We start from the raw sequence: 24,244 nt of genomic DNA on the forward strand, positions 1-24,244 counted from the left end.
TCGGAGTGCTCGCCGCGTCCTGCCGCCATTGAGTACGATCCGCCAGACACGCGTACGAGCTGGGAGGACACACCGTGGGCCGGCTGACCGGAGGCGACCCGTCGCTGCTGCGGCGGATCAATTCCGCGGTGGTGCTCCATGCGCTGCGGGGATCGGGCTCCCCCACTCTCACCGATCTGACCCGGACCACGGGTCTGTCCCGGCCCACCGTCGAGGGCGTCCTTGAAGGGCTCGTCGCGTCCGGACTGGTCGTGGAGACCGGACCGGACGAGGGCGAGGCCCGCAGACAGGGCCGGCCGGCACGCCGGTTCCGGTTCCGTGCCGAGGCAGGACATCTCCTGGGTGTGGAGATCGGTCCCCATCGGGTCGCCGCGCTGCTGTCGGGTCTCGACGGCCGGATCATCGGGGCCGGCTCCCGGGAGGTGGGCGAGACCGCCTGCGCGGACGACCGCCTCGAACGGGTCCGCACCGTCGTCGCCGATGTACTGCGGCGGACCGGGGTCGCCAGAAGCTCACTGCGCGCGGTCGGGGTGGGCACACCGGGCATCGTCGAGGCGGACGGCACGGTCCGGTTGGGCACCGCGCTGCCCGGCTGGACGGGGCTGGCCCTGGGCGAGCGGCTGAGGCGGTCGTTCCGGTGCCCGGTTCTGGTGGAGAACGACGCCAACGCGGCTGCCGTGGCCGAGCACTGGAAGGGGGCGGGGACGGATTCGGACGACATCGTCTTCGTCCTCGCGGGACTCAGCCCCGGGGCGGGTTCGTTGATCGGGGGGCGGCTGCACCGGGGCTACGGCGGCGCGGCCGGCGAGATCGGTGCTCTGCATCTGCTCGGCAGGGACGTCACTCCTGAGACGCTCCTGTCGACGACCGGAGAGCCACTGCATCCCTTGGACGAGCAGGCCGTGGCCAAGGTGTTCGCGGAGGCCCGCGAGGGTGACCAGCGGGCGTTGGCGGCGGTCGACCGGTTCATCCAGCGCCTGGTGCACGATGTGGCGGCGCTGGTACTCGCGCTCGACCCGGAGCTGGTCGTGGTGGGCGGTTGGGCCGCGGGGCTGGACGGTGTGCTCGCTCCGCTGCAGGACGAACTCTCCCGCTACTGTCTGCGACCACCCCGCGTGGCTCTCTCTCTGCTCGGCGAAGCGGCTGTGGCGACGGGAGCGCTGCGGCTGGCGCTCGACCATGTGGAGGAGCAGCTGTTCGCCGTCGAGGGCACTGCGACGGCCCGGCGCTGAGAGTGTGGAGTGAATTGGGCAGCGGTCAGGAGGCGCGGCGCCGGCTGTCGTGCCGGATCTCCAGGTCGCCCGAGTCGCCGAAGGTCAGTCGGCAGGTGTCGGCACGGTAGGTCGCGACGGACGCGACGGCGGTGCGGCCCTCCGAGAAGTACCGGGTGGTGACGAGGAGGACGGGCGCGCCGGGGAGACGGTCCAGTTCCCTGGCGTCATCGGCGCGTGCCGAGCCGAGCTCGACGGCTCGGTCCTGGCCCTCGAGGGTCAGACGCTGCAGCTCACGCAGCACCCCGCGGGCGCGGGTCGCACCGGAGGGGGCGTCGATCCCGGAGAGATCGGGCACGGAGGCGCCCGGGACGTAGAGGAGTTCGGCGGCCACCGGCTGACCGTGCGGGACGAGGAGCCTGCGCACGATGTGCACGGACTCGTCGCTCTCCGTGTCGAGTACCCGCGCGACGGCGGCGGGCGGCACGGCCAGTGTGCAGTCGACGGCCTGCCAGGCATCTTCGGCGGCACCGGGCCAGTCGTTCGGTGAGGTGGAGACGTCCACCCCCACGCGGGGCGGGGCGACGGTGGTACCGACGCCGCGGCGGCGCTGCAGCCTGCCTTCCAGCTCCAGCTGCTCCAGAGCCTGACGGAGAGTGGCCCGCGCGACGCCGAATCGGGCGGCGAGTTCACGTTCGTTGGGCAGGATCTCCCCGACCGCGAAGTCGGAGTCGAGTGCCTCGCCGATCACGGTCTTCAGGTGCCAGTACTTCGGTTCCGGCACCGATTCCAGCTGCGTGGTCCCCACCCTGTCCTCCGCAATCGCCGTGACCCCGGCGGCTTTCGCGCCCTTGTTTATTAAAGGTTCCTGCACTAACTCTGCGACCATAGGGCGGCCCACCCCCTTGGTCAAGACCAATCCTGGGCTGGTCACACAGGGGAATCGACTGTTGCCGCAGAGCGTTCACGTGACGTTCCCGCTTTGGGAAGGCGCATGCGGCACCGCCCCGGCAACGGGCGGTTCGCACGGCCGAGGTGACGCCGAGGGAGGGCGCCGGCGTCACCCGCCGCAGGCACCTCGTGCCGGGTGACGCCGGCGGGTGACGCGGCCTACGCGGTGAGCGCGGTGAGCTTGTCGGGGTTGCGGACGATGTAGACGCACTGGATGCGTCCGTCCCTGACCTCGATCTGGACGACGGTGTCCGGCCGCCCCTCGGCCAGCACCAGCAGGCCCGGGGCGCCGTTGAGTTCGAGGATGCGGAACTCTGCGCCGGGGAGAGGCTGCTGGGCCACGGCGAACAGGAAGCGCCCCACCTTGTCGGCGGACTCCATGACGCGCAGCGGGGCCTTCACCTTGCCACCGCTGTCGCCGACGAGCCGGACGTCGGGGGCGAGCAGGCCGAGCAGCGCCTCGAGGTCGCCGCCGGTCGCCGCGGCGAGGAACCGTTCGGTCAGTTCGCGGCGCTCGGCCGGGTCCACGTCGTACCGCGGCTTGCGCTCCTCGACGTGGCGGCGGGCGCGCCCCGCGAGCTGCCGTACGGCCGCCTCGCTGCGATCGAGGGTGGCGGCGATCTCGCCGTAGGGGAATCCGAATGCCTCCCTCAGCACGAAGACCGCGCGCTCCAGGGGCGACAGGGACTCCAGCACCACGAGCACGGCGAGCGAGACGGATTCCGTGAGCTCGGCACGCTCGGCGGAATCGGGGACGGTGCCCCCGGAACGGGTGGCGATGGGCTCGGGCAGCCAGGGCCCCACATAGGCCTCACGGCGCGACTGGGCCTGCCGCAGCCGGTCGATGGCGAGCCGGGTGGTGACGCGCACGAGGTACCCGCGGGGCTCGCGGACGTCGGAGCGGTCCGCCGCGGACCACCGCAGCCATGCCTCCTGGACTACGTCCTCGGCGTCGGTGAAGCGCCCGAGCATGCGGTAGGCCACTCCCGTCAGCACGGAGCGGTGGGTCTCGAAGACATCGGTCGCCGTATCGCCTGCCACATACTTCATCCCAGCCCACGGCACCGATGTTGTCCAGGCGGTTTCCGTGCGTCGCCGACCACATCCGCGGCCGCCGCGAGCGATTGCGGGCCGCGGTCCGGCGCCGGTCGGCGGAGCGAGGAGGCGCCGTCCGTGACGCCAACGCCCGGGTCCGGCCACCACGTTGAGACGCATCCCTGCGCTCTGCCCTCTTGTCCCGGGTGCTACTGGACGGTAATTGTTGCTGACAACGCGTATATGAAGTCATCGTCAGGAGCGGCAGCATGGTCTCGAAGGTCTCTTTCACGGTCGACGCCCCCGGCGGACCCCACACGCTGTCGGTGTCCTACGAGCGTCTGGGAGCAGGTGAACCGCTGCTGCTTTTGCACGGCATCGGTCACCACTGGCAGGCGTGGGAGCCGGTCCTGCCGCTGCTCGCGCCGGAACGCGACGTGATCGCGGTCGACCTCCCCGGCTTCGGCACATCCCCCGCCCTGCCGCACGGCATGTCGTACCACCTCTCCACCGTCGTGCCCGTGCTCGGCGCCCTCTGCGAGTCGCTCGGCGTCGAGCGGCCCCATGTCGCCGGCAACTCGCTCGGCGGACTGCTCGCGCTCGAACTCGGCCGGGAGAAGCTCGTACGGTCGGTCACCGCCCTCTCCCCCGCCGGATTCTGGACGGAGGGCGAGCGCCGGTACGCCTTCGGCACGCTGCTCGCCATGCGCCGCGGTGCCCGGCTGGTGCCCGGTCCCGTGCTGAACCGGCTGTCCCGCACCGCCGCCGGACGGGCGGCGCTGACCAGCACCATCTACGCCCGCCCCGGGCGCCGTTCACCTCAGGCGGTCGTGGCCGAGACCCTGGCCCTGCGCGACGCCACCGGTTTCCGCGAGACGCTCGACGCCGGCCGCCGGGTACGGTTCACCTCCGATGTACCCGATGTCCCCGTCACCGTCGCCTGGGGCGCCCGGGACCGGCTGCTGCTGCACCGCCAGGGCATCAGGGCCAAGCAGGCCATCCCCGGTGCACGGCTCGTCCGCCTGCCCGGCTGCGGTCATGTGCCGATGAACGACGATCCCGCCCTCGTCGCACGCGTCATCCTCGACGGGAGCCGCTGACCTGCCGGGGACGGCCGTGGCCCGCCGCGCTGCGGCAGGCCCGTGCCGAGGAGCACCCCGCCACAGGCCGGGGCACTGCCCCGGCCTGTGGCGTGCCGTGGGCCCGCGCAGCAGGCACCGGAGTGCCGGGCCATGGGGCGCGACCGGTGCGTCGGCGGGCGCGTCGGACGCCGTCGGAGGTCCCGGGCCGTAGCACCCAACGGCCCGGTGTTCACGTGCGGTTCGCATTCCGGCCGCCGCGGGCCGCTACACCGTGTGGGTAGTCGCGCCTCGCCCCTCCGGGTGTTGGCGCCGGTACCCGAACACGGCCCAGGCATGGGCGCGGCAGCCGCCGCCCACTCTCCTCAGGAGGCGCAACCGATGTCCTACGACCGCCGAACAGTGCTGCGTGGTTCGCTTGCCGCGTCGGCGGCGCTCACCATGGGTGCCGCGGCCTCTCCCGCCCAGGCCCTGCGGGGCAGGCCGGGGGCCGCGTGGGGCGTACAGGCCGGCGATGTCACGGCGTCGTCGGGCCTGGTGTGGGTCCGGTCTGACCGGCCGGCGCGGATGATCGTGGAGACGTCGGCGACCGAGTCGTTCCGCCGTGCGCGCAGATGGCACGGCCCGCTGCTCGGGCCGGGAACCGATTTCACCGGGACGACCGCACTGCACGGTCTGCCGGCGGGTGAGCAGATCCACTACCGGGTGACGCTGGCCGACCCGGATGACCCGCGGCGCACCGGTGAACCCGTGCACGGCACGTTCCGCACCGCCCCCGCGGGGCGCCGGGCGGGGGTGCGATTCCTGTGGTCGGGCGACATCGCAGGGCAGGGCTGGGGGATCAACCCGGACATCGGCGGGTTCCGCGCCTTCGAGGAGATGCGGCGCCTCGACCCCGACTTCTTCCTGTGCAGCGGTGACACGGTGTACGCCGACGGGCCGCTCGCGGAGAGCGTGACGCTGCCGGACGGCCGGGTGTGGCGCAATCTCATGACCGAGGAGAAGGCGAAGGTCGCGGAGACGCTCGCGGAGTACCGGGGCACCTTCCGCTACAACCTCCTGGACGACAACGTCAGACGGTTCAACGCGCAGGTCCCGACGGTGGCTCAGTGGGACGACCACGAGGTGCGCAACAACTGGTACCCGGGCCAGATCCTCGACGATCCGCGCTACACCGAGAAGGACGTGGACGTGCTGGCGGCCCGGGCGATGCGCGCGTTCGGCGAGTACTTCCCGGTGTCGACGCTGCGGCCCGGTGGGCGCGAGGGCCGGATGCACCGGGTGGTGCGGTACGGACCGCTGCTGGACGTGTTCGTCCTGGACATGCGTACGTACCGCAACGCCAACTCCCCGGGCAGGCAGGCCGACGACACCACCGGCATCCTGGGTGCGGAGCAACTGGCCTGGCTCAAGCGCGGGCTGTCGCGGTCGCGTGCCGTGTGGAAGGTCATCGCGTCCGACATGCCGCTGGGGCTGGTCGTCCCGGACGGGGCGGTGGACTTCGAAGCTGTCGCTCAGGGCGACCCGGGAGCACCGCTGGGACGCGAGTTGCAGGTGGCAGAGCTGCTGCGGTTCGTCAAGCACCGCCGGATCACGGGCACACTGTGGCTCACCGCGGATGTCCACTACACCTCCGCCCAGCACTACGACCCGGCGCGAGCCGCCTTCAAGGACTTCGCCCCCTTCTGGGAGTTCGTCTCGGGCCCGCTCGCGGCGGGTGGATTCCCGGCGAACGCCCTGGACGGGACGTTCGGTCCGGACCGGGTGTTCGTGCGGGCGCCGGAGCGGGCCAATGTGTCACCGATGGAGTCGCCGCAGCACTTCGGAGAGGTCGACATCGACGGTGACAGCGGCGAGTTGACGGTCCGGCTGCGGGCCGAGGGCGGCGCGGTGCTCTTCAGCAGGGTGCTGCGTCCGGGCAGGGTCGGTCAGAGCCGCGGCTGACCCCGGCGCGGCACCCTCCGCCCGGCCGCCCGGGAGCGCGCCGCGCCCGGGGCCGGCGGGCGGCCCCGTGCCCCTGCCCCCGCCGCTCGCTGCGTGGGCACGCCGGGGCCCGTTGCCGCCGTGGGCGGGGACCGGACCGGCTCCCTGCGGAATGCCGACCGAAGCTGACGGGATGTGTCCACGACGCCCGGTCACCGTACCGCGAGGCGGGTGAGGGAGGCCGCGCACACGTGCCGACCCGGCCACTGCCACTCACTGCCCGGCCCTCCACCTGGCGCCCGCCCGCGGTCCCGGTGCCCGTCATGCCGAGGAGCGGCTCGCCGCCGTCCACGCCCTGCCCGTCCTCGCGACCCGTGTCAACTCGACGCAGGTCGGCTGGGACATGACGTTGCGGAGCTCGTCGCCCTTGGTACGGTCGAGCCGAACCGGCCGGAGCGGACTCGGCCCGATCGGCCTCCGCGACCGGTGCGTACGCGACGACGTGGTCGGTGCCGGCGCGGCCTTGCCCGGCGTGCTGGACGGCGGTGGTCCACCGCGCGGCACGGGGCGCTCTCCGTGGCCTCCGACCGCGTGGAGCGGTGCGGGGCCGCCGTGTCGGCGGCCCGTTCCGAGGAGCCCGCAGGCCACCACAAGCCGGCCGCGCGGGGCGGCTCCTCCCGGTCGGTCCGCCCGGGCGGGCCGGTCGTTGACCGCCTTGCGTCATCGCCGTGATCCTTCAACGACAGATTCAGGGAGAAAGCAGGCCATAACATGCAAGAACCGGCCTTAACCCATCAGTCACAAAGCGTTCGTGATCAGGCAACACCACTCGGTCACAGTGATGGCATGACTGAAGTGAACTCCGTGAAGAGCACTCGCCGACACCACTGGCGGCGGGACCTGGTCGAACTGGCCGCCCTGTTCACCGCCGTCGCCGTGGCCGACGCCATAGCGAACATGATCGCCCATGGCCCCGACGGGCCGTACCTGCTCGTCTTCTCGGCCGTCGCGCTCATCGCCACGGCGGCCTTCCACACCTGGTGGGCGCGCCGCCACAGCCATGCGCCTCCGACCGCCGATACCGGCGGTCCCGGAGCCGGCGGCTCCGGGACCGCCGGCTCGTTCGGCAGGCGCGAACCGGCTCCCCGCGAGACCGCGCTGTGGCGGATGCGGACGACCGTCCGGGACGAGCCGGGCAGCCTCGCGGCCCTGTGCACGGCCCTGGCGCGCCACGGGGTGGACATCCTGACGCTGCAGACGCACCCCCTGGCGGACGGCACGGTCGACGAGTTCCTCCTGCGGGCGCCCGCCGCCCTCCAGGCCCAGGAGATCACCCAAGCGGTATCGGCCGCGGGCGGCAGCAGTACCTGGATCGAACGCGCCGACGCCCACGACCTGGTCGACACCCCCACCCGGCTACTGGGGCTGGCCACCCGGACCGCCCTCGACGCGGCCGAGCTTCCGCTCGCCCTCCGGCAGTTGCTCGGCCGGTGCACCATCCACTCGCTGCCCGCCGAATCCCTCGGGGGTCGGCCGAACGGTGAACCTGTTCCCGAGGAGGGCGTCCTGGACGAGACGGTGATACGGCTGCGCGACCCGAACGGCGGCACGATCACGGTCGAGCGTGCCCATCCGCCGTTCACCCCGACCGAGTTCGCCCGGGCCCGCGCCCTCGTCGAGCTGGACGCCCGCCTCGGCCCGCGCGTCCCGCGCAGTCAGGACGTGCTGACGCTCCCGGAGGGCAACGAGATCACCGTCCGCCGCGCCGACCAGCGCGACGTCACCGCCGCCCGCGCGATGCACGACCGCTGCTCCACACGGACCCTGGGGCTGCGCTATCACGGGCCGGTCGGCGACGCGGACCGCTATCTCAACCATCTCCTCAGCCCGAGGTTCGGCCGCACCCTCGCCGTGCAGACGGCGTCCGGCCGCATCGTCGCCCTCGGCCATCTGCTCTGGGACGGCGACGAGACGGAGGTCGCGCTCCTCGTCGAGGACGACTGGCAGCGCCGCGGCATCGGCGCCGAGCTGCTGCGCCGGCTGGTGGCGATGGCCGTCGAGGCGGGGTGCGAGAGCGTGTACGCCGTGACGCAGTCGTCCAACACCGGCATGGTCGCGGCCATGCGCGGGCTCGGCCTCCCGCTCGACTACCAGATAGAGGAGGGCACCCTCGTGATCACCGCGCGGCTGGGTGCGACTCCGGTTCGCCCGGGGCCTCCGCACGAGGCACCGCGTGCGCTGCCCCAGGAGCGGGAGTGCGCCCCCCAGCGGTCCGAGCGGGGCCGCGTCGAGCGCTGAGCGCCTGGCACAGGTCGGCCCAGAGGTCCTCGACGTCCTCGAGTCCGACCGACATCCGCAGCAGCCGGTCGCTGACCCCCGCGGCACGCCGGTCTCCCTCGGCCACGATCCGGTGGCTGATGGAGGCCGGGTGCTGGATCAGCGTGTCCACGCTGCCGAGGCTGACGGCGGGCGTGATCAGTCGGACGCCGGCGATCACGTCGCGCGGGTCGCCGTACACCTCGAAGGAGACCATGGCGCCGCCGACCGAGGGGTAGTGGACCCGGGCGATGCGCGGGTCCGCGGCGAGCCGGCGGGCGAGGTCGGCGGCGGTGACCGACGCGGCCCGGACCCGCACCGGCAGCGTGGACAGCCCCCGGAGCAGCAGATAGCCGGCCATCGGGTGCAGCACCCCGCCGGTCGCGAAGCGCACCTGACGCAGTGCGGCGGCGAACTCCTCGTCACAGGCGACGACGCCTCCCATCACGTCGCCGTGTCCGCCGAGGTACTTGGTCGCGCTGTGCAGCACGATCCTGGCGCCCTGCGCCGCGGGCCGCTGGAGCACGGGCGTGGCGAAGGTGTTGTCGACGAGCAGCGGGACCGAGCCGCAGGAGTGCGCGAGCGCCGCGATGTCGGCCTCGGCCAGCGTCGGGTTGGCCGGGGTCTCGACCATCACGAGCCCCGTGTCGGGGCGGATCGCGGCGGCGACGCCCGCCGGGTCGGTCCAGGTCACCTCGGTGCCGAGCAGTCCGCTCTCCAGCAGATGGTCGCTGCAGCCGTACAGCGGCCGGACCGCGACCACATGACGCAGCCCCATCGGGGCCCTGACCAGCAGCACCGCGGTGAGGGCGGCCATACCACTGGCGAAGGCCACCGCGCTGTCCGTGCCCTCGAGACGGGCCAGCGCCGTCTCGAAGCGGGCCGTCGTCGGGTTGTCGAGACGCGCGTACACGGGCGGACCGTCCAGCCGCCCGCCGGTGGCGGCGAAGGTGTCGATGCGCGCCGCCTCCGCCTCGATGTCGTGCGAGGGGTAGGTGGTGGACAGGTCGATCGGTGCGGCGTGCAGGCCGAGCTCCACGAGGTCCTCGCGTCCGGCGTGCACGGCTTCGGTGGCGAGCGCCCGGGTGGGTACGGGGGCGTTCGAGGCGGCGATTCCCATGGCGCGCACTGTGAACAATTACCGGGCGGTAGGACGATCGCGTCGTGTTACGTTCGGGCCATGGCCGATTCTGTCGCTCTGGACCCGGTCGATTTGCACATACTGCGCATCCTGCAGAACGACGCCCGGACCACCTACCGGGAGGTGGCCGCCGAGGTGGGTGTCGCTCCGTCGACGTGCCTGGACCGGGTGAGCCGGTTGCGCCGCAGCGGGATCATCCTCGGGCACCAGCTACGGCTCGATCCAGCCAAACTCGGCAGGGGGCTCGAGGCGCTCCTCATGGTCCAGGTGCGCCCCCACCGCCGAGAACTGATCGGTCCGTTCGTCGAGCGGATCCGGGCCCTGCCGGAGTCACGTGCGCTCTTCCACCTGACCGGGCCCGACGACTATCTGGTGCATGTCGCCGTGACCGACACGGCGGACCTGCAGCGGCTGGTGCTCGACGAGTTCACGTCGCGGCGTGAAGTCGCCCGTGTGGAGACCCGTCTGATCTTCCAGCAATGGGAGTGCGGCCCCCTCCTCCCACCCGCTCAAGAGCCCGCCAGGCATGCTCATTTGTCAGCCGACCGAGCTTCCGTGAGATCGATCGGTGATGACGCCGGGCCCCCGTCCGTACCAGGATGAGCGCATGCCAGAGACACCGAGCAGCGCGCTGCCCCGCCAGGTTGCCGACGCCTACGTCGACGCACTCATCGCCCTCGACCCGATCACCGGTACCTACCTGGGAGTTCCGGAGAGCGCGGGCCGTCTCCCCGACTTCTCCCCGGCCGGCCGGGAGGCCCTGGCCGAACTCGCCCGCGCGACGCTCGTCCGGCTCGACGAGGCGGAGAAGCTTCCCGGGGCCGGCTCGGACGCGGAGCGGCGCTGTGGCCGTCTGCTGCGGGAACGGCTCAGCGCCGAACTCGCCGTGCACGACGCCGAGGAGGGCCTGCGCACCGTCAGCAATCTGCGCTCGCCGGCGCACAGCGTGCGCAATGTCTTCACGGTGATGCCGACGGCGTCGAAGGAGGACTGGACGGCGGTGGCGGAACGCCTGCGGGCCGTCCCGGACGCCCTCGAGGGCTATCGCGCCTCACTGGCCCTCGGGCTGGAGCGCAAGCTCCCCGCCGGTCCGCGCCCGACGGCCGCCTTCATCACACAGCTCGACGAATGGACGGGCGGGTCGGACGGGCCCGGCTGGTTCGAGGACTTCGTCGCGGGCGGCCCGGACGGACTGCGGGCCGAGCTCGACAGCGGGGCGGTTCTCGCCACCTCCGCCTTCCGGTCGCTTCGCGACTGGATGCGGGAGGTGTACGCCCCCGCGATCGAGGGTGCGCCCGACACGGTGGGCCGGGAGCGCTACGCCCGCTGGGTCCGCTTCTTCAACGGCACGGAACTCGACCTCGACGAGGCGTACGCGTACGGCTGGGCGGAGTACCACCGGCTGCTCGACGAGATGAGGACCGAGGCGGACAGGATCCTTCCGGGCGCGGGCCCCTGGGAGGCGCTGGCACACCTCGACGTGCACGGCACCCACATCGAGGGCGTCGAGGAGGTCCGCGAGTGGCTGCAGCAGCTCATGGACGAGGCGATCGAGGCGCTGGACGGCACGCACTTCGAACTCGCCGACCGGGTAAGGGTGGTGGAGTCCCGGATCGCGCCTCCCGGCAGCGCGGCAGCTCCCTACTACACGGGCCCGTCCGAGGACTTCTCGCGCCCCGGCCGGACCTGGCTGCCGACCATGGGCGAGACCCGCTTCCCCGTGTACGACCTGGTTTCGACCTGGTACCACGAGGGCGTACCGGGTCATCATCTGCAGATCGCGCAGTGGGCCCATGTCGCCGACCGGCTGTCGCGCTACCAGGCGACCGTCGGCGGGGTGAGCGCCAACGCGGAGGGCTGGGCGCTGTACGCCGAGCGCCTGATGGACGAACTAGGCTTCCTGCCGGACCCCGAGCGCAGACTCGGCTACCTCGACGCGCAGATGATGCGGGCCTGCCGGGTCATCGTCGACATCGGCATGCACCTGGAGCTGGAGATCCCGGCGGAATCGCCGTTCCACCCCGGCGAGCGCTGGACGCCGGAGCTGGCCGAGGAGTTCTTCGGCCTGCACAGCGGGCGGCCCGCCGACTTCGTCGAGAGCGAGCTGACGCGCTATCTCTCCATGCCCGCGCAGGCCATCGGATACAAGCTGGGCGAGCGGGCCTGGCTGCTGGGCAGGGAGCGGGCCAGGGCCGCTCACGGGGACGCATTCGACGCCAAGGCGTGGCACATGGCGGCGCTGTCGCAGGGCCCGCTGGGGCTGGACGACCTGGTGGACGAACTGTCGAAGCTCTGAGGCAGGAGTCCTGCCGCACCCACGCCGTACGGGCCGCCGGGCGGTCCGCCCGTACGGCGTGGGTGCTGACTCGGTGGTGCGGCGACGTCCGGGGACACCGCCGCACCCGTCATGACCGCCGGAAGCCGCCTTCCGAGTCGATGACCTGTCCCGTTACCCACTCCGCCTCGTCCGTCGCCGGCCAGGAGATGAGCCGTGCGGGGTCGTCCGGCGTGCCCCACCGGCCTGCCGGGAAGCACGCGGCGATCGCCTCGTACGTCTCGCCCGCGAGGTGGTCCGTGTCGACGGGGCCGGGGTTGACCGTGTTCACGGTCATGGAACGCCCGGCGAGAGCCGTGGCGAGAGCCCTGGTCGCGGACGCCGGGGCAGGAGGGGGCGGCTCCTCGCCCCTCCCCCGGCTGCGCTCAGCCCCCGTCCGGGGCCGAACGCAGCCGCACGGCGGACCCGTCGCGCTCCTTCACCACCTCCAGCTGGGCGGGGATCCGCCGGCGGAGATCGCCGACGTGGCTGACGATGCCCACACTGCGGTCGCGTTCGCGCAGTGAGTCGAGGACGTCGAGCACTTCGTCGAGGGTCTGGTCGTCGAGGCTGCCGAAGCCCTCGTCGATGAACAGGGTGTCCAGGCGCACACCGCCGGCCTCCTCGGTGACGACGTCCGCGAGGCCGAGGGCGAGGGCGAGGGAGGCGAAGAACGTCTCACCACCGGACAGCGTCGCCGTGTCCCGCTCCTTGCCGGTCCACGCGTCGACGACGTGCAGGCCGAGCCCGGAGCGCTTGCCTCCGGCCCGGGCGTCCGAGTGCACCAGCGTGTAACGGCCCGCGGACATGCGCTGCAGCCGTACGGTGGCCGCCGCCGCGACCTGTTCCAGCCGGGCCGCCAGGACGTACGACTCCAGTCGCATCCTGCGTTCGTTGTCGGCGGAGGTGCCCGCGGTGAGGCCCGCGAGCCGGGCGACGCGCTCGTACTCGTCGCGCAGTGGACCGAGCCCGCGGGCTTCGGCCGCGGCCCGGTGGGAGAGCCGGTCGAGTTCCGCGCAGCGTTCGCGGGCGGAGTCGAGGGCCGAGACGGCGTCGCGCAGCGCGGTCTCGGCCGCCTCGGCGGCGCGGGCCGCGGCCTCGGGAACGGCGGGCGGCAGCGCCGCGGCGGAGCGGGGCTCCGGTTCGGCGAGGCGGTCGGCCACCGCGGCCTCCTCGGCCTGCCAGGCGTCGAGCCTCCGCCGGAGGTCGCGCTGCTCCGCGTCGTCGAGGAGCGCGGCGGCGGCGTCGGCGGGGGTGTCGTACCCGGCCCGGAACGCCGCGTCGGAGAGCCGGTCGTCGGCCTCCTTCAGCCGGCGGGCCGCGGTGTCGGCCGCGCGAACGGCTTCGGCCGCCCCGGACAGCACCGCGATGCGGCGCTCCAGCAGCGCGGCGCGTTCGGCTACGGTCCCGGAGCCGCCGACGGCCCGGGCCACCTCGGCGTCCAGCGCGGCCTGCTCGTTCAGCAGCGCTTCCCGCCGCGACGTCCGCGCGACCGCGCGCCGCTCCGCCTCCCGCCGTGCCGCCAGCCGCTCGTCGTACTCCCGCTCGGCCCGGTCCAGTTCCTCGCGGACCGCGTGCGTACCGGCCGCCAGCACATGGGCGTCCCGGTGCTCGCGCTCCAGTCCGGCGACGACGGCTTCCAGATCCGCGACGGCCGGGTCGGCGCCGTGCCCGCGCCCGGCGGCGGTCCCGTGGACCGCGCCCTCGTGGTCGGCGACGGCCACGGGGTGGGGCCGCAGCCCCTCCGCAAGGGACCGGCCCGGGGTGGACGCGGTGTCCCGCCGGGCTTCCGAGGCGCGGCTGTCGTCAGGTGCCGGGGCGGGACCGCCTGCCGCGGTCCGGTCGCCGGAGCCGTTCCGCCGCCCGCCGTGGCGCAGTTCGTCGGGGGCCGCGGACGGTGACGGAATAGCTGGTTCCGGCGCTGACGGCACCGTGCGGCGCTCTCCACCCTCACGCACGTCCTCACGCACGTCCGCCGGACCGGTCCCACGCGCCGCTTCCCTCGCAGCCGTGAAGGACCCGCGCAGCACGGCCAGTTGCCGCTCCGCCTCGGCTCGGTCCCCGTCGGCGGCGGCGTAGGCGCCGTACGCAGTGTCCTCGGCAGCCCGGTCGACATGCTCCGCACCGGCCTCGGCCGGTGCGGGGTGCTCGGCGGAACCGCAGACGGCGCAGGGGTGCCCCGGCTCCAGCCCCGCGGCGAGTTCGGCGGCGATGCCGCGCAGGCGGCGCTCCTTGAGGTCGAGCCAGGTCTCGCGAGCCGCGTCGGCCCGCGCGCGAGCGGTGCGGAGGTCCTCCTCGACCGCCTCGGCCAAGGCGGCGAGGCGGTCGCGTTCACGGGCGGCGGACACCCGGCGGCGGGCCGGCTCCAGACGACCCGCGAGGTGTTCGGCCCGGGTGGCGGCGTCCTGTGCGGCCTCGATCCGGCCCTGGAGCGCACGGCGCACCGTGTCCCACTCGGCGAGCCAGCCCTCGGCCTCCTGGAGGAGTCCGTCGTCGTGCCGGGCCTGGCGGTCCAGTTCCTCGCGTTCACGGGTGATGTCGGCGCTGCGCCGCTCCGCTCGCCGTGCGGCGTCCAGGCCGCCCAGTTCCTGGCGCAGTTCGCGCTCCGTCCCGGAGAGCTGTTCCGCTCCCGCGTCGGCCAGCTCCGCGGGAAGGGCGGCTCTCAGCCGCCGCCGGGCGGTGTCGGCGGCCCGGTGCTCCTCTTCCGCTTCCTCGCGCAACCGGAGCGCGGGCCCGACCAGTTCGGCCTTTCGGGCCTGCTCCAGACGCAACCGCACGCGTTCCAGCGCGGGACGCCGGTCCTCCAGCTCCCCGGCCCGCCGTACGGCGTCGGCGTGGCGCTGCTGAAGTGCGGCCAGCTCCCGTTCGGCGTCCAGGGCGCGCCGGGCGGCGGATTGGCGGGTCTCGGCGGCGGTCCGGGCCGAGGCCGCGACGGCGAGGGATTCCCGGGCACCCGAGCGCGCCACGGCGGCCCACTGCAGCACGGCGCCGGCCAGGCCGGGTTCCCCCGGCCGGTGCGCGGGGGCGGGCCAGTCGCCGGCCGTGCCACCGGCCGCCTGCCGCATCCGGTGGGCCAGGGCCAGCAGTCGCTCGTCCCCGTCGCGCACCTGCTGCTCGACGGCTCGGCGCAGCTCGGCGAGGCGCTCCTCGACCAGGGCGAAGCGGCGGGTGTCGAACAGCCGGCCGAGCAGTTTTCCGCGCGCTTCGGCGTCCGCCCTCAGGAAGCGCGCGAAATCGCCCTGCGGCAGCAGGACGACCTGGCAGAACTGGTCCCGGCTCATGCCGACGAGCTGGGCGACCTCCTCACCGATCTCCTGGTGGGAGCGGCTGAGGGCCTTCCACTCGCCGCGCCCCGCGTCGTACTCGCGCAGCCGGCTCTGGGCCTTCTCGGTGGTGAAGCCGGTGCCCTTCTTCTTGGGGCGGGGCTGCGCGGGCTGCCGGGTGATCTCCAGCCTGCGACCGCCCACGGTCAGGTCCAGGCACACCTCGGTGTACGTACCCACGGGAGCGTGATCGCTGCGCAGCGAGGTGCCGGGGCTCTGCCGGGCGCCGGGCACCGCGCCGTACAGGGCGTAGCAGACCGCGTCCAGGACGGATGTCTTCCCCGCCCCGGTCGGTCCGTGCAGCAGGAAGAGACCGGCGGAGGACAGTGCGTCGAAGTCGACCCGCTGCCGTGCGCCGAAGGGCCCGAAGGCGGTGATCTCCAACCGGTGCAGCCTCACCCGGCCACCTCGCGGACGGCCGTGTCCACCCGTACGTCGTCGAAGGCGCCGCGGAGCAGGGCCCGTTCACGCTCGTCGGGGCCGCTGCCCCCGCGGACATGGGTCACGAAGTCCTCCGCGATCTGGTGGTCGTCACGGTCGCGCAGCCGCTCGGCGTAGGAGGCGACCGTGTCCTCGCCGCTGCGCTCGGGAGCGAAGACGAGGCTCAGGGTGTGGGGGAAGCGCCCGGCGAGCCGGGCCATGGGCTCGGCGGGCCGCACCGGGTCGGTGATGGTGGCCTCGACCCAGGACTCCTCGTGGCGGGCCAGCGCCGGATCCGCGAGGAGCTGCTCGAGCCGGCCCTCGATGCGGGCGAGCGGCCGGGGCACCGGGCAGTCCAGCCGTTCCGCCGCGATCTCGCCGGCCGGGCCCAGCTCCACGAGCCACATGGTCTTGCGGTGGTGGGTCTCGGAGAACGAGTACGCGAGCGGGGAACCGGAGTACCGCACACGCTCGTTGAGCGTCTGGCAGCCGTGCAGATGGCCCAGGGCCGTGTAGTCGACGCCGTCGAAGACTCCGGTGGGGACGGCCGCGACGCCGCCGACGGTGATGTCCCGTTCGCTGTCGCTCGGTTCGCCGCCCGTGACGAAGGCGTGCGCGAGGACGACGGAGCGGGTGCCCGGGGCCCGCTCCGCGAGGTCCGCCCTCACCCGGTCCATGGCCGCCCCGAGGACGGCCTCGTGGCCCGCCCCTTTCGTGCGGAACTCGTCCCGCACGAGGGCCGGTTCGAGATACGGCAGTCCGTAGAACGCGACGTCGCCGTGCCCGTCCCGCAGCACCACGGGGGTGGCGCAGCCCGCCGGGTCGGTGCGCAGATGGATCCCGGCGCGCTCGATCAGCCCGGAGGCGACTCCGAGCCGGCGGGCCGAGTCGTGGTTGCCGGAGATCATCACGGTGGGCACGCCGGCGTCGGCGAGCCGGTGCAGTACGCCGTCGAACAGCTCTACCGCGGCCAGGGGCGGTACGGCCCTGTCGTAGACGTCCCCCGCCACGAGCACGGCGTCCACGTCGTGTTCGCGCGCCGTCGCGACGAGGTGGTCGAGGAACGCACCCTGTGCGCCGAGCAGGCCCACCCTGTGGAACGAGCGCCCGAGGTGCCAGTCCGACGTGTGCAGAAATCTCAAGAAACGGCTCCGACCCGATCGTGTCCCCTCCCCGGCCCGAAGGCCGGCGCCCGGCGGACGCGAGGTCCGCCGGAAGCACCGACCACGTTAGCGGCGGCGGACGTCCGCTTCCCCGGCAGGCTCGGCTTTCGCCCGTTTCCGGGAGCGATCCCCTCGATCCGGGCTATGCTGCTCGGCTTCAGACCTCGCCGTACGCCTCTCCGCCGAGCTCCAGCCCCGCCGTCCCCGCGGTGGTGTCCGCGAGCCAGGCGCGGAAGGCGTCCACGTCCGAGTCCGGCAGGCCGATCTCGATCGTCACGGCCTCTCCGTAGCGCACCTCCCGGACCTCGCGGCCGGTCGCGCGCAGATCGTTCTCGACCTTGCCGGCGCGCTGGTGGTCGACGGTGACCGTGGCGATCCGGAAACGCTGCCTGGTCACGGTGCCGAGCGCGTCCAGTGCCTCGCCCACCGCACCGCCGTAGGCACGGATGAGCCCCCCGGCGCCGAGCTTGACGCCGCCGTAGTAGCGCGTCACGACGGCCACGGCGTAGCGGATGTCACGACGGAGCAGCATCTGCAGCATCGGGAGGCCGGCCGTCCCACCGGGCTCGCCGTCGTCGTTCGCCTTCTGGACGCCGGCGTCCGCGCCGATGACGTACGCGTAGCAGTTGTGGGTGGCGGTCGGGTGCTCCCGGCGGATGCGTGCGACGAAGTCCTGCGCCTCCCGCTCGGTCGCGGCCGGGGCGAGCGCGCAGATGAAGCGCGATCGGTTGATCTCGGTCTCGTGCGTGCCCTCACCGGCGACCGTCCGGTACTGCTCCTGCATCCCGCCACCCTATGCCGCTCTCCGACCCACCCGGCCGGCGGGCGGGAATGGCGGGCCCGGGGGGCCGGTTGTCCCCGGCATGTACGCAGACGCAGAGACGATCCGGAAGATCCTCACGCAGACGGGTGACACCTGGGCCGTGGTGGGGCTGTCGAACAACACGTCCCGGGCCGCGCACGGGGTGGCCGCGGTGCTCCAGCGCTACGGCAAGCGCGTCGTGCCCGTGCACCCGAAGGCCGAGACGGTGCACGGCGAGCAGGGGTACGCGTCGCTGGCCGACGTTCCGTTCGACGTCGACGTCGTGGACGTCTTCGTGAACAGCGGCCTCGCGGGCCAGGTGGCCGACGAGGCCGTGGCCAAGGGCGCGAGGGCCGTGTGGTTCCAGCTGGGCGTCATCGACGAGGCGGCGTACGAGCGGACCCGCGCCGCGGGCCTGGAGATGGTCATGGACCGCTGCCCGGCGATCGAGATCCCGCTGCTGGACTGAGGGTGGGGAGGCGTGTCGGCTTCGCCGCCGCGTCCGGCCGACGGACCGGCCGCCGTGGGCCGGGGCGCCGAGGAGGTCGGCGCGGTGGTGCTCGACGGACACCGCCACGGCTGTGCCGAGGTACGGCGGCCGATCGGCCGGGCCGCCCCCGCCGGCCCCGCACGGCGCAGGCGACCCGCGCGGTGAGGCGGTCGGGCGCGGGCCGGGCATGGTCGGCGTCTTCGACGGGGGACACACGCGGGGACACCGACAGCGGGCACGCCTACGGCGGACGGTGCTCCCGCCGCCGGGCGTCTCAGCGGACGGGCGGGATGGAGACCGCCATGGTCATTTCCACGGATTCGGTGCCCGCGTTGCGGTAGACGTGCGGCACGTTGGCCTCGTAGGTCGCCGAGGTTCCGGCGGGCACCGGGTACGGCTCTCCGTCGACCACCAGGGTGAGCTCCCCCGAGGTGACGTGCAGGAGTTCCACCGTGCCGTCGGGGTGGGGATCGGAGGCGCTCTCCTCGCCCGGCATCAGCGTCCAGGCCCACAGCTCCAGCGGGCCCCGCGCCTCGGTGCCGACGAGGAGCGTGGTCGAGCTGCCTCCGGGGGTCGACCACATCCGGACGGCCTGCTCGCGCGGTACGAGCTGGACCTGCGGGCCCCTCTCGTAGTCGAGGAGCGTGGTGATGCTGACCCCGAGGGCGTCGGCGAGCTTGACCGTCGTGCCCACGCTCGGGTTGGTGCGCGCCTGCTCGATCTGGATGATCATGCCGCGGCTGACCCCCGAGCGGGCGGCGAGGGCGTCGAGCGTGAAACCCCGCTCGCCGCGCCAGCGCTTGAGGTTGCGGGCGAGCGACTGCGTGAGCTGGTCGAGGTCCGACACGTTCCGTCCAATATATTAAATGGATAAGTTCAATGTGTTGCACTACGGTGTGGTGCACCCGATCGTTCACCGAACTGTACTGCGAGGCACCGATGACAGCACTGTTCGCCCTGGCCACCAGCCTCCTGTGGGGACTGGCCGACTTCGGCGGCGGACTGCTGACGCGGCGCACGCCCGCACTGACCGTCGTGGTGGTCTCGCAGACGATCGCCGTGGTCGTTCTCGGCGCGACCGTCGCGGCGACCGGCGGCTGGAGCGAGGCGGGACCCCAGCTCTGGTACGCGGTGGCGGCCGGCGTCGTCGGGCCGGTCGCGATGCTGAGCTTCTACAAGGCGCTGGCCCTCGGCCCCATGGGCGTGGTCTCCCCACTGGGGTCGCTCGGGGTGGTCGTGCCCGTCTCGGTGGGCCTGCTTCTCGGTGAGCGGCCGGGGCTGCTGCAGTTCGCCGGGATCGGCGTCGCCGTCGCGGGCGTCCTGCTCGCGGGGGGCCCGGAGCTGCGGGGCGCGCCCGTACAGCGCCAGGCGGTCCTGCTGACCCTGCTCGCCGCGTTCGGCTTCGGCTCCGTCATGGCGCTCATCGCCGAGGCGTCGACCACCATCACCGGCCTCTTCCTGGCGCTCTTCGTCCAGCGCGTCACGAACGTCCTGGTGGGTGGCGCGGCGCTGTACGCATCGGTGAGGCGAGGGGGCCGCGCACTGCCGGAGGACGGCGGGCGGGACCTGATCGTCCGCTCGCTGCCGGCCCTCGCCTTCGTCGGCCTGGCGGACGTCGCCGCGAACGGCACGTACTCGATCGCCGCGCAGCAGGGCCCCGTCGCGGTCGCGGCGGTACTCGCCTCGCTGTACCCCGTGGTCACGGCCCTGGCGGCGCGCGGCGTGCTCAAGGAGCGGCTGCGTGCGGTGCAGGCCGCCGGCGCCGGGCTCGCGCTCGTCGGCACGCTCCTCCTGGCGACGGGCTGAGCGCGGCGACGGGCTGAGCGCCCCCTCCCGCCGGACGGCGGACCGGTCAGCGCTCCTCGAGCTCGGCGAGGGCGACCAGCTGCTCCGGAGTGACGCCCTCCGGGATCGGCAGGGGCGCGGGGGTCCTCAACGGCGGCTGCCAGCCCTGCACCGGATCCCAGCTCCGGACCACCTTGGCCGGCGCCCCCGCGACCACCGCGTGGTCGGGCACCTCGCCGCGGACGACGGCCCCGGCCGCGACCACCACGTTACGGCCGAGCCGGGCCCCCGGAAGGATCACCGCGCCCGTACCGAGCCAGCAGCCGGGCCCGATCTCCACGGGCTCGGCGCGCGGCCACTGCTTGCCGACGGGCGTGTGGGGGTCGTCGTAGCTGTGATTGGTCGAGGTGATGTAGACGTACGGGCCGCAGTACGTGTCCGAGCCGATGGTCACCGTCGTGTCGGCGATGACGTGACTGCCGCGGCCGAGCACCACGCCGTTGCCGAGGGTGAGGATCGGGTCGGGCCCGAGATCGAGGCCGGGCATCATGCCCGCGGTCAGCGTCACCTGCTCCGCGATGATGCAGTGCTCGCCGAGCTCGATCCACGCCTCGCCGAACACCGTTCCCTGCGGGAACGCCAGTCGGGTGCCGGTGCCGATCATGCGGAAACGCAGTGGCCCGGGACGCTCCGCGGTCACCGCGCCCGCTTCCCGCGCCCAGGCCCAGCCGCCGTGCACGGCCCGCGACAGCAGCCGCCGCCACCAGGCCGTCAGCGAGGAGAACGTGTTTCGGTTTTTCGGCACCAGGACACGTTAGTGGGCGCGGGAGCGGGCGGCCCGGGACGCTCGCTGTGATCTTCGCCCCACGTCGCACGGCGCGCGGAATTGCGAGGGGCGGCCCAGACGGCAGTCTGGGGTGGGAGGACCTGCGTATCCGCGACGAGGCGACGAGGGGGAAGAAGCAGGGTGGCAGCAACCCGCGAACCGCTCCGTGATCTGGTGAGGCGTCATCGGGAGCCGGCGGTCGTCCAGACGGTGCGGTCCACCGCCGCCGCGGTCGTCTCCTACGTCATCGCCCTCCAACTGAGCGGCGAGGCACTGCCCCTGACCGCGCCGCTCACAGCACTCCTCGTCGTCCAGGTCACCCTCTACTCGACGCTCACGACCGGCATCCGGAGGGTGAACTCGGTCGTGGCGGGCGTGCTGATCGCGATCGGCTTCAGCGCTCTGGTGGGGCTGAGCTGGTGGAGTCTGGGGCTCGTCATCCTCGCCTCGCTGGTGATCGGGCGGTTCGTGAAGGTCGGCGAGTTCGTGCCCGAAGTGGCGATCAGCGCCATGCTCGTCCTCGGCGTGACGCAGGTGACCGAGACGGGCTGGGACCGGGTACTGGAGACCCTGATCGGCGCCGTGGTCGGGCTGCTCTTCAACGTGCTCTTCGTGCCGCCCGTCTGGGTGAGCGACGCCAGTGCCGCGATCAGCGACCTGTCGGAGCGGATGCGGGGACTGCTGGCTCACATCGCCGAGGAACTGGGCGAGCACACGCCGGTGGCGCAGGCGGCGGCCAGACTGCACGAGGCCCGCCGGCTGGACCACGACATCGTGCAGGTCGACGCCGCGCTGAGGCAGGCGGAGGACAGCCTGCGGTTCAACCCGCGGGTGAAGGAGCCGGTGCTCTCCAGGGTCGTCCTCAGGACCGGGCTGGACGCGCTGGAGATCTGCGCCGTGATCCTTCGGGTCTCCTGCCGGACGCTCACGGACCTGGCGAAGACCCAGCCCCAGGGGACGATCTTCCCGCCGGCCGCGACCAGGGGGCTGCAGGATCTGTTCGGGCATCTGTCCGACGCCATCGCGGCCTTCACGGCCCTGATCACCACCCAGATGTCGGTCACCGGGGCGGACGCCGAGACCCGGCTGTCGGCGGAACTCGCCGAGGGGCGCGCCTGCCGCGACCGCGTCGCCGCGATGCTGCTCGACGGCCTCCGCGAGGACCACACGAACTGGCAGCTGCACGGGGCCCTGCTCGCGGAGGCGGACCGGATCCTCGACGAGCTCGACGTGGAGAAGCGCTCCGAACGCCTCATCGAGGAACTGGACCGGCACGCCCGCGAGCGTCTGTCGAGCCGCAGGTGGCTGGACGACCTGAAGGTCCGGATCCGCCGAAGCGTGGGGCGGAACGGCGGATGAGGCCGGTGCCCGAGGCGCCCCGGTGCGTCGGCGGAACCGGGAACGCACCGGGGCGGCCGCACCGCCACGACATGCGGTGCGGCCGCCCCGGGCATGAGCGGCGCGGGCCCGGCTCAGCGGCCGGACTTCTTCATCCGCTCGCCGGCGTCGTGCGCGGCCTCATGGGCCTTGCCCGCCATCTGCTCGCCACGGCCCTCCGCCTGCATCTGGCGGTCGCCCATGGCCTTGCCGGCGGTTTCCTTCATCTTGCCCTTGGCCTGCTTCGCCTTGGCCTTTGCCTTGCCCATGTCGGTTGTCCCTTCAGCGTGGGGGGTGGACTGGCACGTCCACCCTGCGCCTGTCACCCAGGGTTCGCAATCGGTGACGAAGGGCACACGGGCCGTCGAGAGGCGGCCGTCAGTCCGGCGGCTCCGGCGTCGGACGGGTGCCCGGTTCGGGGTCGGCCGGCGGGGCCGGGTCCGGCGAGGGCTCGGGCGGCTGGGGATCACGAGGTACGGGACGGGGACCGCTCGGCACCGGTTCGGGCCCGTCCGGGGGCGGTTCCTGCGGGGTGGTCATGACTGCGCCTTCCGGGTGTTTCGGAGGTCGTTCGGACGCTGCGCGCGTGCGGGTACCCGCATGACGGCGGGGAATGCCCGAGCTGGTGCACCGTGAGGCGCGAGTCCGGCGCGGGGCCGACCGGCTCACCGGCCGAGGGATGAGCCCTTGCCGCTCGTCCCCCGGTTCCCTCGCCCCTTCCCCCGGTTGCGGCGGCCCGGGGACTCCTGCCCGGTCGGTCCGGAGGGATGCGCCGTCGGACGGGCCCGATGGCCGAGGTTCCGGCCGCCCTCGGCGTCAGCCGTCGGCCGCCTCGCGGTGCCCCTCCGCCAGCTCCAGGTACATCGCCGCGTTGAGCTTGATGCCCTCGCGTTCCTCGTCGGTGAGCTCGCGCTTGACCTTGGCTGGGACGCCGGCGACGAGGGAGCCCGGCGGCACGCGCATGCCCTGCGGCACCAGCGCCTGCGCCGCGACGAGGGACCCGGCGCCGATGTGGGCGCCGTTGAGGACGGTCGCGCCCATTCCCACGAGGACGTCGTCCTCGACGGTGCAGCCGTGGAGCACGGCGTTGTGGCCGACGGAGACGCGTGCGCCGACGGTCACCGGGAACCCGGGGTCGACGTGGACGGTGCAGTTGTCCTGGATGTTGCTGTCGGCCCCGAGGACGATCGGCCCGCAGTCCGCGCGCAGCACGGTGTGGTACCAGACGCTCGCGCCCGCAGCCATGGTGACGTCCCCGATCACCACGGACGTCGGCGCGGTGAACGCCTCCGGGGAGATCCTCGGTTCCTTGCCGCCGACCGCCGAGATCAGTGCCCGCTCGCGCTCAGCCATCGCCTTCTCCTCACCCCTGCTACTTCCGTGCCGCGCCCGCGTGCACCGTAGGCGATGCCGCGGCCGCGCCGTCCGCCGGGTCGGTCGCCGCTGCCGCTGGGTCGTCGGCCCGGGCCGCCCCGGCGCGTGCGGCCGCCTTCCTCGCCCGGCTCCTCAGCACCAGCATGGAGGTCAGGCCGAAGGCCACGGCCAGGACGAGTCCCAGCCAGGAGAAGCGCTTCAGCCACGCCTCGGCGACGATGCCGACCGAGTACACGACGGCGGTCGTGCCGCCCGCCCAGAGGATGCCGCCGAAGACGTTGGCGATGAGGAACTTCCAGTACGGCATGCGCAGCACGCCCGCGAGGGGGCCGGCGAAGATCCGCAGCAGGGCGACGAAACGACCGAAGAAGACGGCCCACATGCCCCATTTCTGGAAGGACCGCTCGGCCAGCGCGATGTTGGCCTCGCTGAAGTGCTTGGGGAACTTCCCACCGCACCAGGTCAGCAGGGGCCGTCCGCCTCTGCGGCCGATGGCGTAGCCGATCGAGTCGCCGACGATCGCGCCGGCGGTGGCGCAGGTGCCGAGGACCCAGGGGTTGATGTCGCCGTGCTGGGAGGCGAGGAGGGCCGAGCTGACGAGGACGATCTCGCCCGGCAGCGGGATCCCGAGGCTCTCGAGTCCGATGACCCCGCCCACCAGGACGTAGACGGCCACGGCCGGCACGGTCTCGAGCCACTCCTGGACGTGCAATG

Annotated in this window: 19 protein-coding genes and 2 pseudogenes; 9 read left to right on the plus strand and 12 right to left on the minus strand. The window is 73.2% G+C overall.

The genetic code is table 11. The features are described 5' to 3' along the window. Positions 1-74 precede the first annotated feature (74 nt). Positions 75-1,232: an ROK family transcriptional regulator gene (locus AB0J10_RS26715; protein WP_363065017.1), complete on the plus strand. Its 1,158-nt coding sequence runs from the start codon at positions 75-77 to the stop codon at positions 1,230-1,232. A 25-nt stretch (positions 1,233-1,257) separates the two neighbouring features. On the opposite strand, the gene AB0J10_RS26720 is transcribed toward AB0J10_RS26715, so the two are convergent. Together AB0J10_RS26720 and AB0J10_RS26725 are read right to left on the minus strand one after the other, a co-directional pair. Next, on the minus strand, positions 1,258-2,019 hold the full coding sequence (locus AB0J10_RS26720) for a GntR family transcriptional regulator (RefSeq protein WP_363065077.1): 762 nt from the start codon (positions 2,017-2,019) through the stop codon (positions 1,258-1,260). 302 nt (positions 2,020-2,321) lie between these two features. Beyond that, positions 2,322-3,203: an RNA polymerase sigma-70 factor gene (locus AB0J10_RS26725; RefSeq protein ID WP_363065018.1), complete on the minus strand. Its 882-nt coding sequence runs from the start codon at positions 3,201-3,203 to the stop codon at positions 2,322-2,324. A 263-nt stretch (positions 3,204-3,466) separates the two neighbouring features. Here AB0J10_RS26725 and AB0J10_RS26730 point away from each other — a divergent pair, with 263 nt between their 5' ends. The 3 genes and pseudogenes from AB0J10_RS26730 to AB0J10_RS26740 form a co-directional block, all read left to right on the plus strand. Next, positions 3,467-4,297: an alpha/beta fold hydrolase gene (locus AB0J10_RS26730; RefSeq protein WP_363065019.1), complete on the plus strand. Its 831-nt coding sequence runs from the start codon at positions 3,467-3,469 to the stop codon at positions 4,295-4,297. A gap of 360 nt (positions 4,298-4,657) precedes the next feature. Then, positions 4,658-6,220, plus strand: coding sequence for an alkaline phosphatase D family protein (locus AB0J10_RS26735; protein ID WP_363065020.1), 1,563 nt, complete (start codon positions 4,658-4,660; stop codon positions 6,218-6,220). An 825-nt stretch (positions 6,221-7,045) separates the two neighbouring features. Continuing rightward, positions 7,046-8,401: pseudogene (locus AB0J10_RS26740) on the plus strand (GNAT family N-acetyltransferase); the annotation flags it as partial. On the opposite strand, the gene AB0J10_RS26745 reads toward AB0J10_RS26740, so the two are convergent. Then, positions 8,376-9,635 (minus strand): PLP-dependent transferase, encoded by a 1,260-nt coding sequence (locus tag AB0J10_RS26745; RefSeq protein WP_363065021.1) that lies wholly within the window; start codon positions 9,633-9,635, stop codon positions 8,376-8,378. The pseudogene AB0J10_RS26740 and the gene AB0J10_RS26745 overlap by 26 nt on opposite strands. Before the next feature lie 60 nt (positions 9,636-9,695). On the opposite strand from AB0J10_RS26745, the gene AB0J10_RS26750 reads away from it, so the two are divergent. Beyond that, positions 9,696-10,259: an Lrp/AsnC family transcriptional regulator gene (locus AB0J10_RS26750; RefSeq protein WP_363065022.1), complete on the plus strand. Its 564-nt coding sequence runs from the start codon at positions 9,696-9,698 to the stop codon at positions 10,257-10,259. Between the two features lie 4 nt (positions 10,260-10,263). Then, positions 10,264-11,952: a DUF885 domain-containing protein gene (locus AB0J10_RS26755; protein WP_363065023.1), complete on the plus strand. Its 1,689-nt coding sequence runs from the start codon at positions 10,264-10,266 to the stop codon at positions 11,950-11,952. 109 nt (positions 11,953-12,061) lie between these two features. Here the strand turns inward: AB0J10_RS26755 and AB0J10_RS26760 are convergent. The 4 genes and pseudogenes from AB0J10_RS26760 to AB0J10_RS26775 all read right to left on the minus strand — a co-directional run. Continuing rightward, a pseudogene (locus AB0J10_RS26760) lies at positions 12,062-12,319 on the minus strand (SDR family oxidoreductase); the annotation flags it as partial. A 37-nt stretch (positions 12,320-12,356) separates the two neighbouring features. After that, entirely contained in the window at positions 12,357-15,692 is a 3,336-nt protein-coding gene (locus AB0J10_RS26765) for an SMC family ATPase (protein WP_363065024.1), read from the minus strand. Continuing rightward, positions 15,689-16,855 (minus strand): exonuclease SbcCD subunit D, encoded by a 1,167-nt coding sequence (locus tag AB0J10_RS26770; protein ID WP_363065025.1) that lies wholly within the window; start codon positions 16,853-16,855, stop codon positions 15,689-15,691. Before AB0J10_RS26770 ends, AB0J10_RS26765 begins: the two co-directional genes overlap by 4 nt. 178 nt (positions 16,856-17,033) lie before the next feature. Then, on the minus strand, positions 17,034-17,660 hold the full coding sequence (locus tag AB0J10_RS26775; protein ID WP_363065026.1) for a YigZ family protein: 627 nt from the start codon (positions 17,658-17,660) through the stop codon (positions 17,034-17,036). Between the two features lie 79 nt (positions 17,661-17,739). Between AB0J10_RS26775 and AB0J10_RS26780 the strand changes: the two genes are divergently transcribed. Further along, positions 17,740-18,147, plus strand: coding sequence for a CoA-binding protein (locus AB0J10_RS26780; protein WP_363065027.1), 408 nt, complete (start codon positions 17,740-17,742; stop codon positions 18,145-18,147). 295 nt (positions 18,148-18,442) lie between these two features. On the opposite strand, the gene AB0J10_RS26785 is transcribed toward AB0J10_RS26780, so the two are convergent. Continuing rightward, positions 18,443-19,015 carry an XRE family transcriptional regulator gene (locus AB0J10_RS26785; protein WP_363065028.1) on the minus strand — a complete coding sequence of 191 codons (573 nt, stop codon included), beginning with the start codon at positions 19,013-19,015 and terminating at the stop codon, positions 18,443-18,445. A gap of 92 nt (positions 19,016-19,107) precedes the next feature. On the opposite strand from AB0J10_RS26785, the gene AB0J10_RS26790 reads away from it, so the two are divergent. Continuing rightward, positions 19,108-19,974 (plus strand): DMT family transporter, encoded by an 867-nt coding sequence (locus AB0J10_RS26790; RefSeq protein ID WP_363065029.1) that lies wholly within the window; start codon positions 19,108-19,110, stop codon positions 19,972-19,974. 46 nt (positions 19,975-20,020) lie between these two features. Here AB0J10_RS26790 and AB0J10_RS26795 read toward each other — a convergent pair whose 3' ends face one another. Beyond that, the gene (locus AB0J10_RS26795; protein ID WP_363065030.1) at positions 20,021-20,758 is read right to left on the minus strand and encodes an acyltransferase; all 738 of its coding nucleotides are present in this window, start codon (positions 20,756-20,758) and stop codon (positions 20,021-20,023) included. 162 nt (positions 20,759-20,920) lie between these two features. Between AB0J10_RS26795 and AB0J10_RS26800 the strand changes: the two genes are divergently transcribed. After that, positions 20,921-22,138: an aromatic acid exporter family protein gene (locus AB0J10_RS26800; RefSeq protein WP_363065031.1), complete on the plus strand. Its 1,218-nt coding sequence runs from the start codon at positions 20,921-20,923 to the stop codon at positions 22,136-22,138. 113 nt (positions 22,139-22,251) lie between these two features. Here AB0J10_RS26800 and AB0J10_RS26805 read toward each other — a convergent pair whose 3' ends face one another. The 3 genes from AB0J10_RS26805 to AB0J10_RS26815 all read right to left on the minus strand — a co-directional run bounded on the left by AB0J10_RS26805 (position 22,252) and on the right by AB0J10_RS26815 (position 24,242). Then, entirely contained in the window at positions 22,252-22,425 is a 174-nt protein-coding gene (locus AB0J10_RS26805) for a CsbD family protein (RefSeq protein WP_363065032.1), read from the minus strand. A 547-nt stretch (positions 22,426-22,972) separates the two neighbouring features. Then, positions 22,973-23,509, minus strand: a complete 537-nt coding sequence (locus tag AB0J10_RS26810; protein ID WP_363065033.1) for a gamma carbonic anhydrase family protein — start codon at positions 23,507-23,509, stop codon at positions 22,973-22,975. 19 nt (positions 23,510-23,528) lie between these two features. Next, on the minus strand, positions 23,529-24,242 hold the full coding sequence (locus tag AB0J10_RS26815; RefSeq protein ID WP_363065034.1) for a DedA family protein: 714 nt from the start codon (positions 24,240-24,242) through the stop codon (positions 23,529-23,531). Positions 24,243-24,244: the final 2 nt, after the last annotated feature.

The organism is Streptomyces sp. NPDC049887 (assembly GCF_040656535.1).
In the GTDB taxonomy this organism is placed as follows: domain Bacteria; phylum Actinomycetota; class Actinomycetes; order Streptomycetales; family Streptomycetaceae; genus Streptomyces.

Bases quoted from the DNA above. Each gene is read 5' to 3' on its own strand.
- AB0J10_RS26790 (WP_363065029.1), top strand. From the start codon at position 19,108: ATGACAGCACTGTTCGCCCTGGCCACCAGCCTCCTGTGGGGACTGGCC.
- AB0J10_RS26735 (WP_363065020.1), top strand. From the start codon at position 4,658: ATGTCCTACGACCGCCGAACAGTGCTGCGTGGTTCGCTTGCCGCGTCG.
- AB0J10_RS26755 (WP_363065023.1), top strand. From the start codon at position 10,264: ATGCCAGAGACACCGAGCAGCGCGCTGCCCCGCCAGGTTGCCGACGCC.
- AB0J10_RS26750 (WP_363065022.1), top strand. From the start codon at position 9,696: ATGGCCGATTCTGTCGCTCTGGACCCGGTCGATTTGCACATACTGCGC.
- AB0J10_RS26810 (WP_363065033.1), bottom strand. From the start codon at position 23,509: ATGGCTGAGCGCGAGCGGGCACTGATCTCGGCGGTCGGCGGCAAGGAA.
- AB0J10_RS26780 (WP_363065027.1), top strand. From the start codon at position 17,740: ATGTACGCAGACGCAGAGACGATCCGGAAGATCCTCACGCAGACGGGT.
- AB0J10_RS26730 (WP_363065019.1), top strand. From the start codon at position 3,467: ATGGTCTCGAAGGTCTCTTTCACGGTCGACGCCCCCGGCGGACCCCAC.
- AB0J10_RS26805 (WP_363065032.1), bottom strand. From the start codon at position 22,425: ATGGGCAAGGCAAAGGCCAAGGCGAAGCAGGCCAAGGGCAAGATGAAG.
- AB0J10_RS26745 (WP_363065021.1), bottom strand. From the start codon at position 9,635: ATGGGAATCGCCGCCTCGAACGCCCCCGTACCCACCCGGGCGCTCGCC.
- AB0J10_RS26775 (WP_363065026.1), bottom strand. From the start codon at position 17,660: ATGCAGGAGCAGTACCGGACGGTCGCCGGTGAGGGCACGCACGAGACC.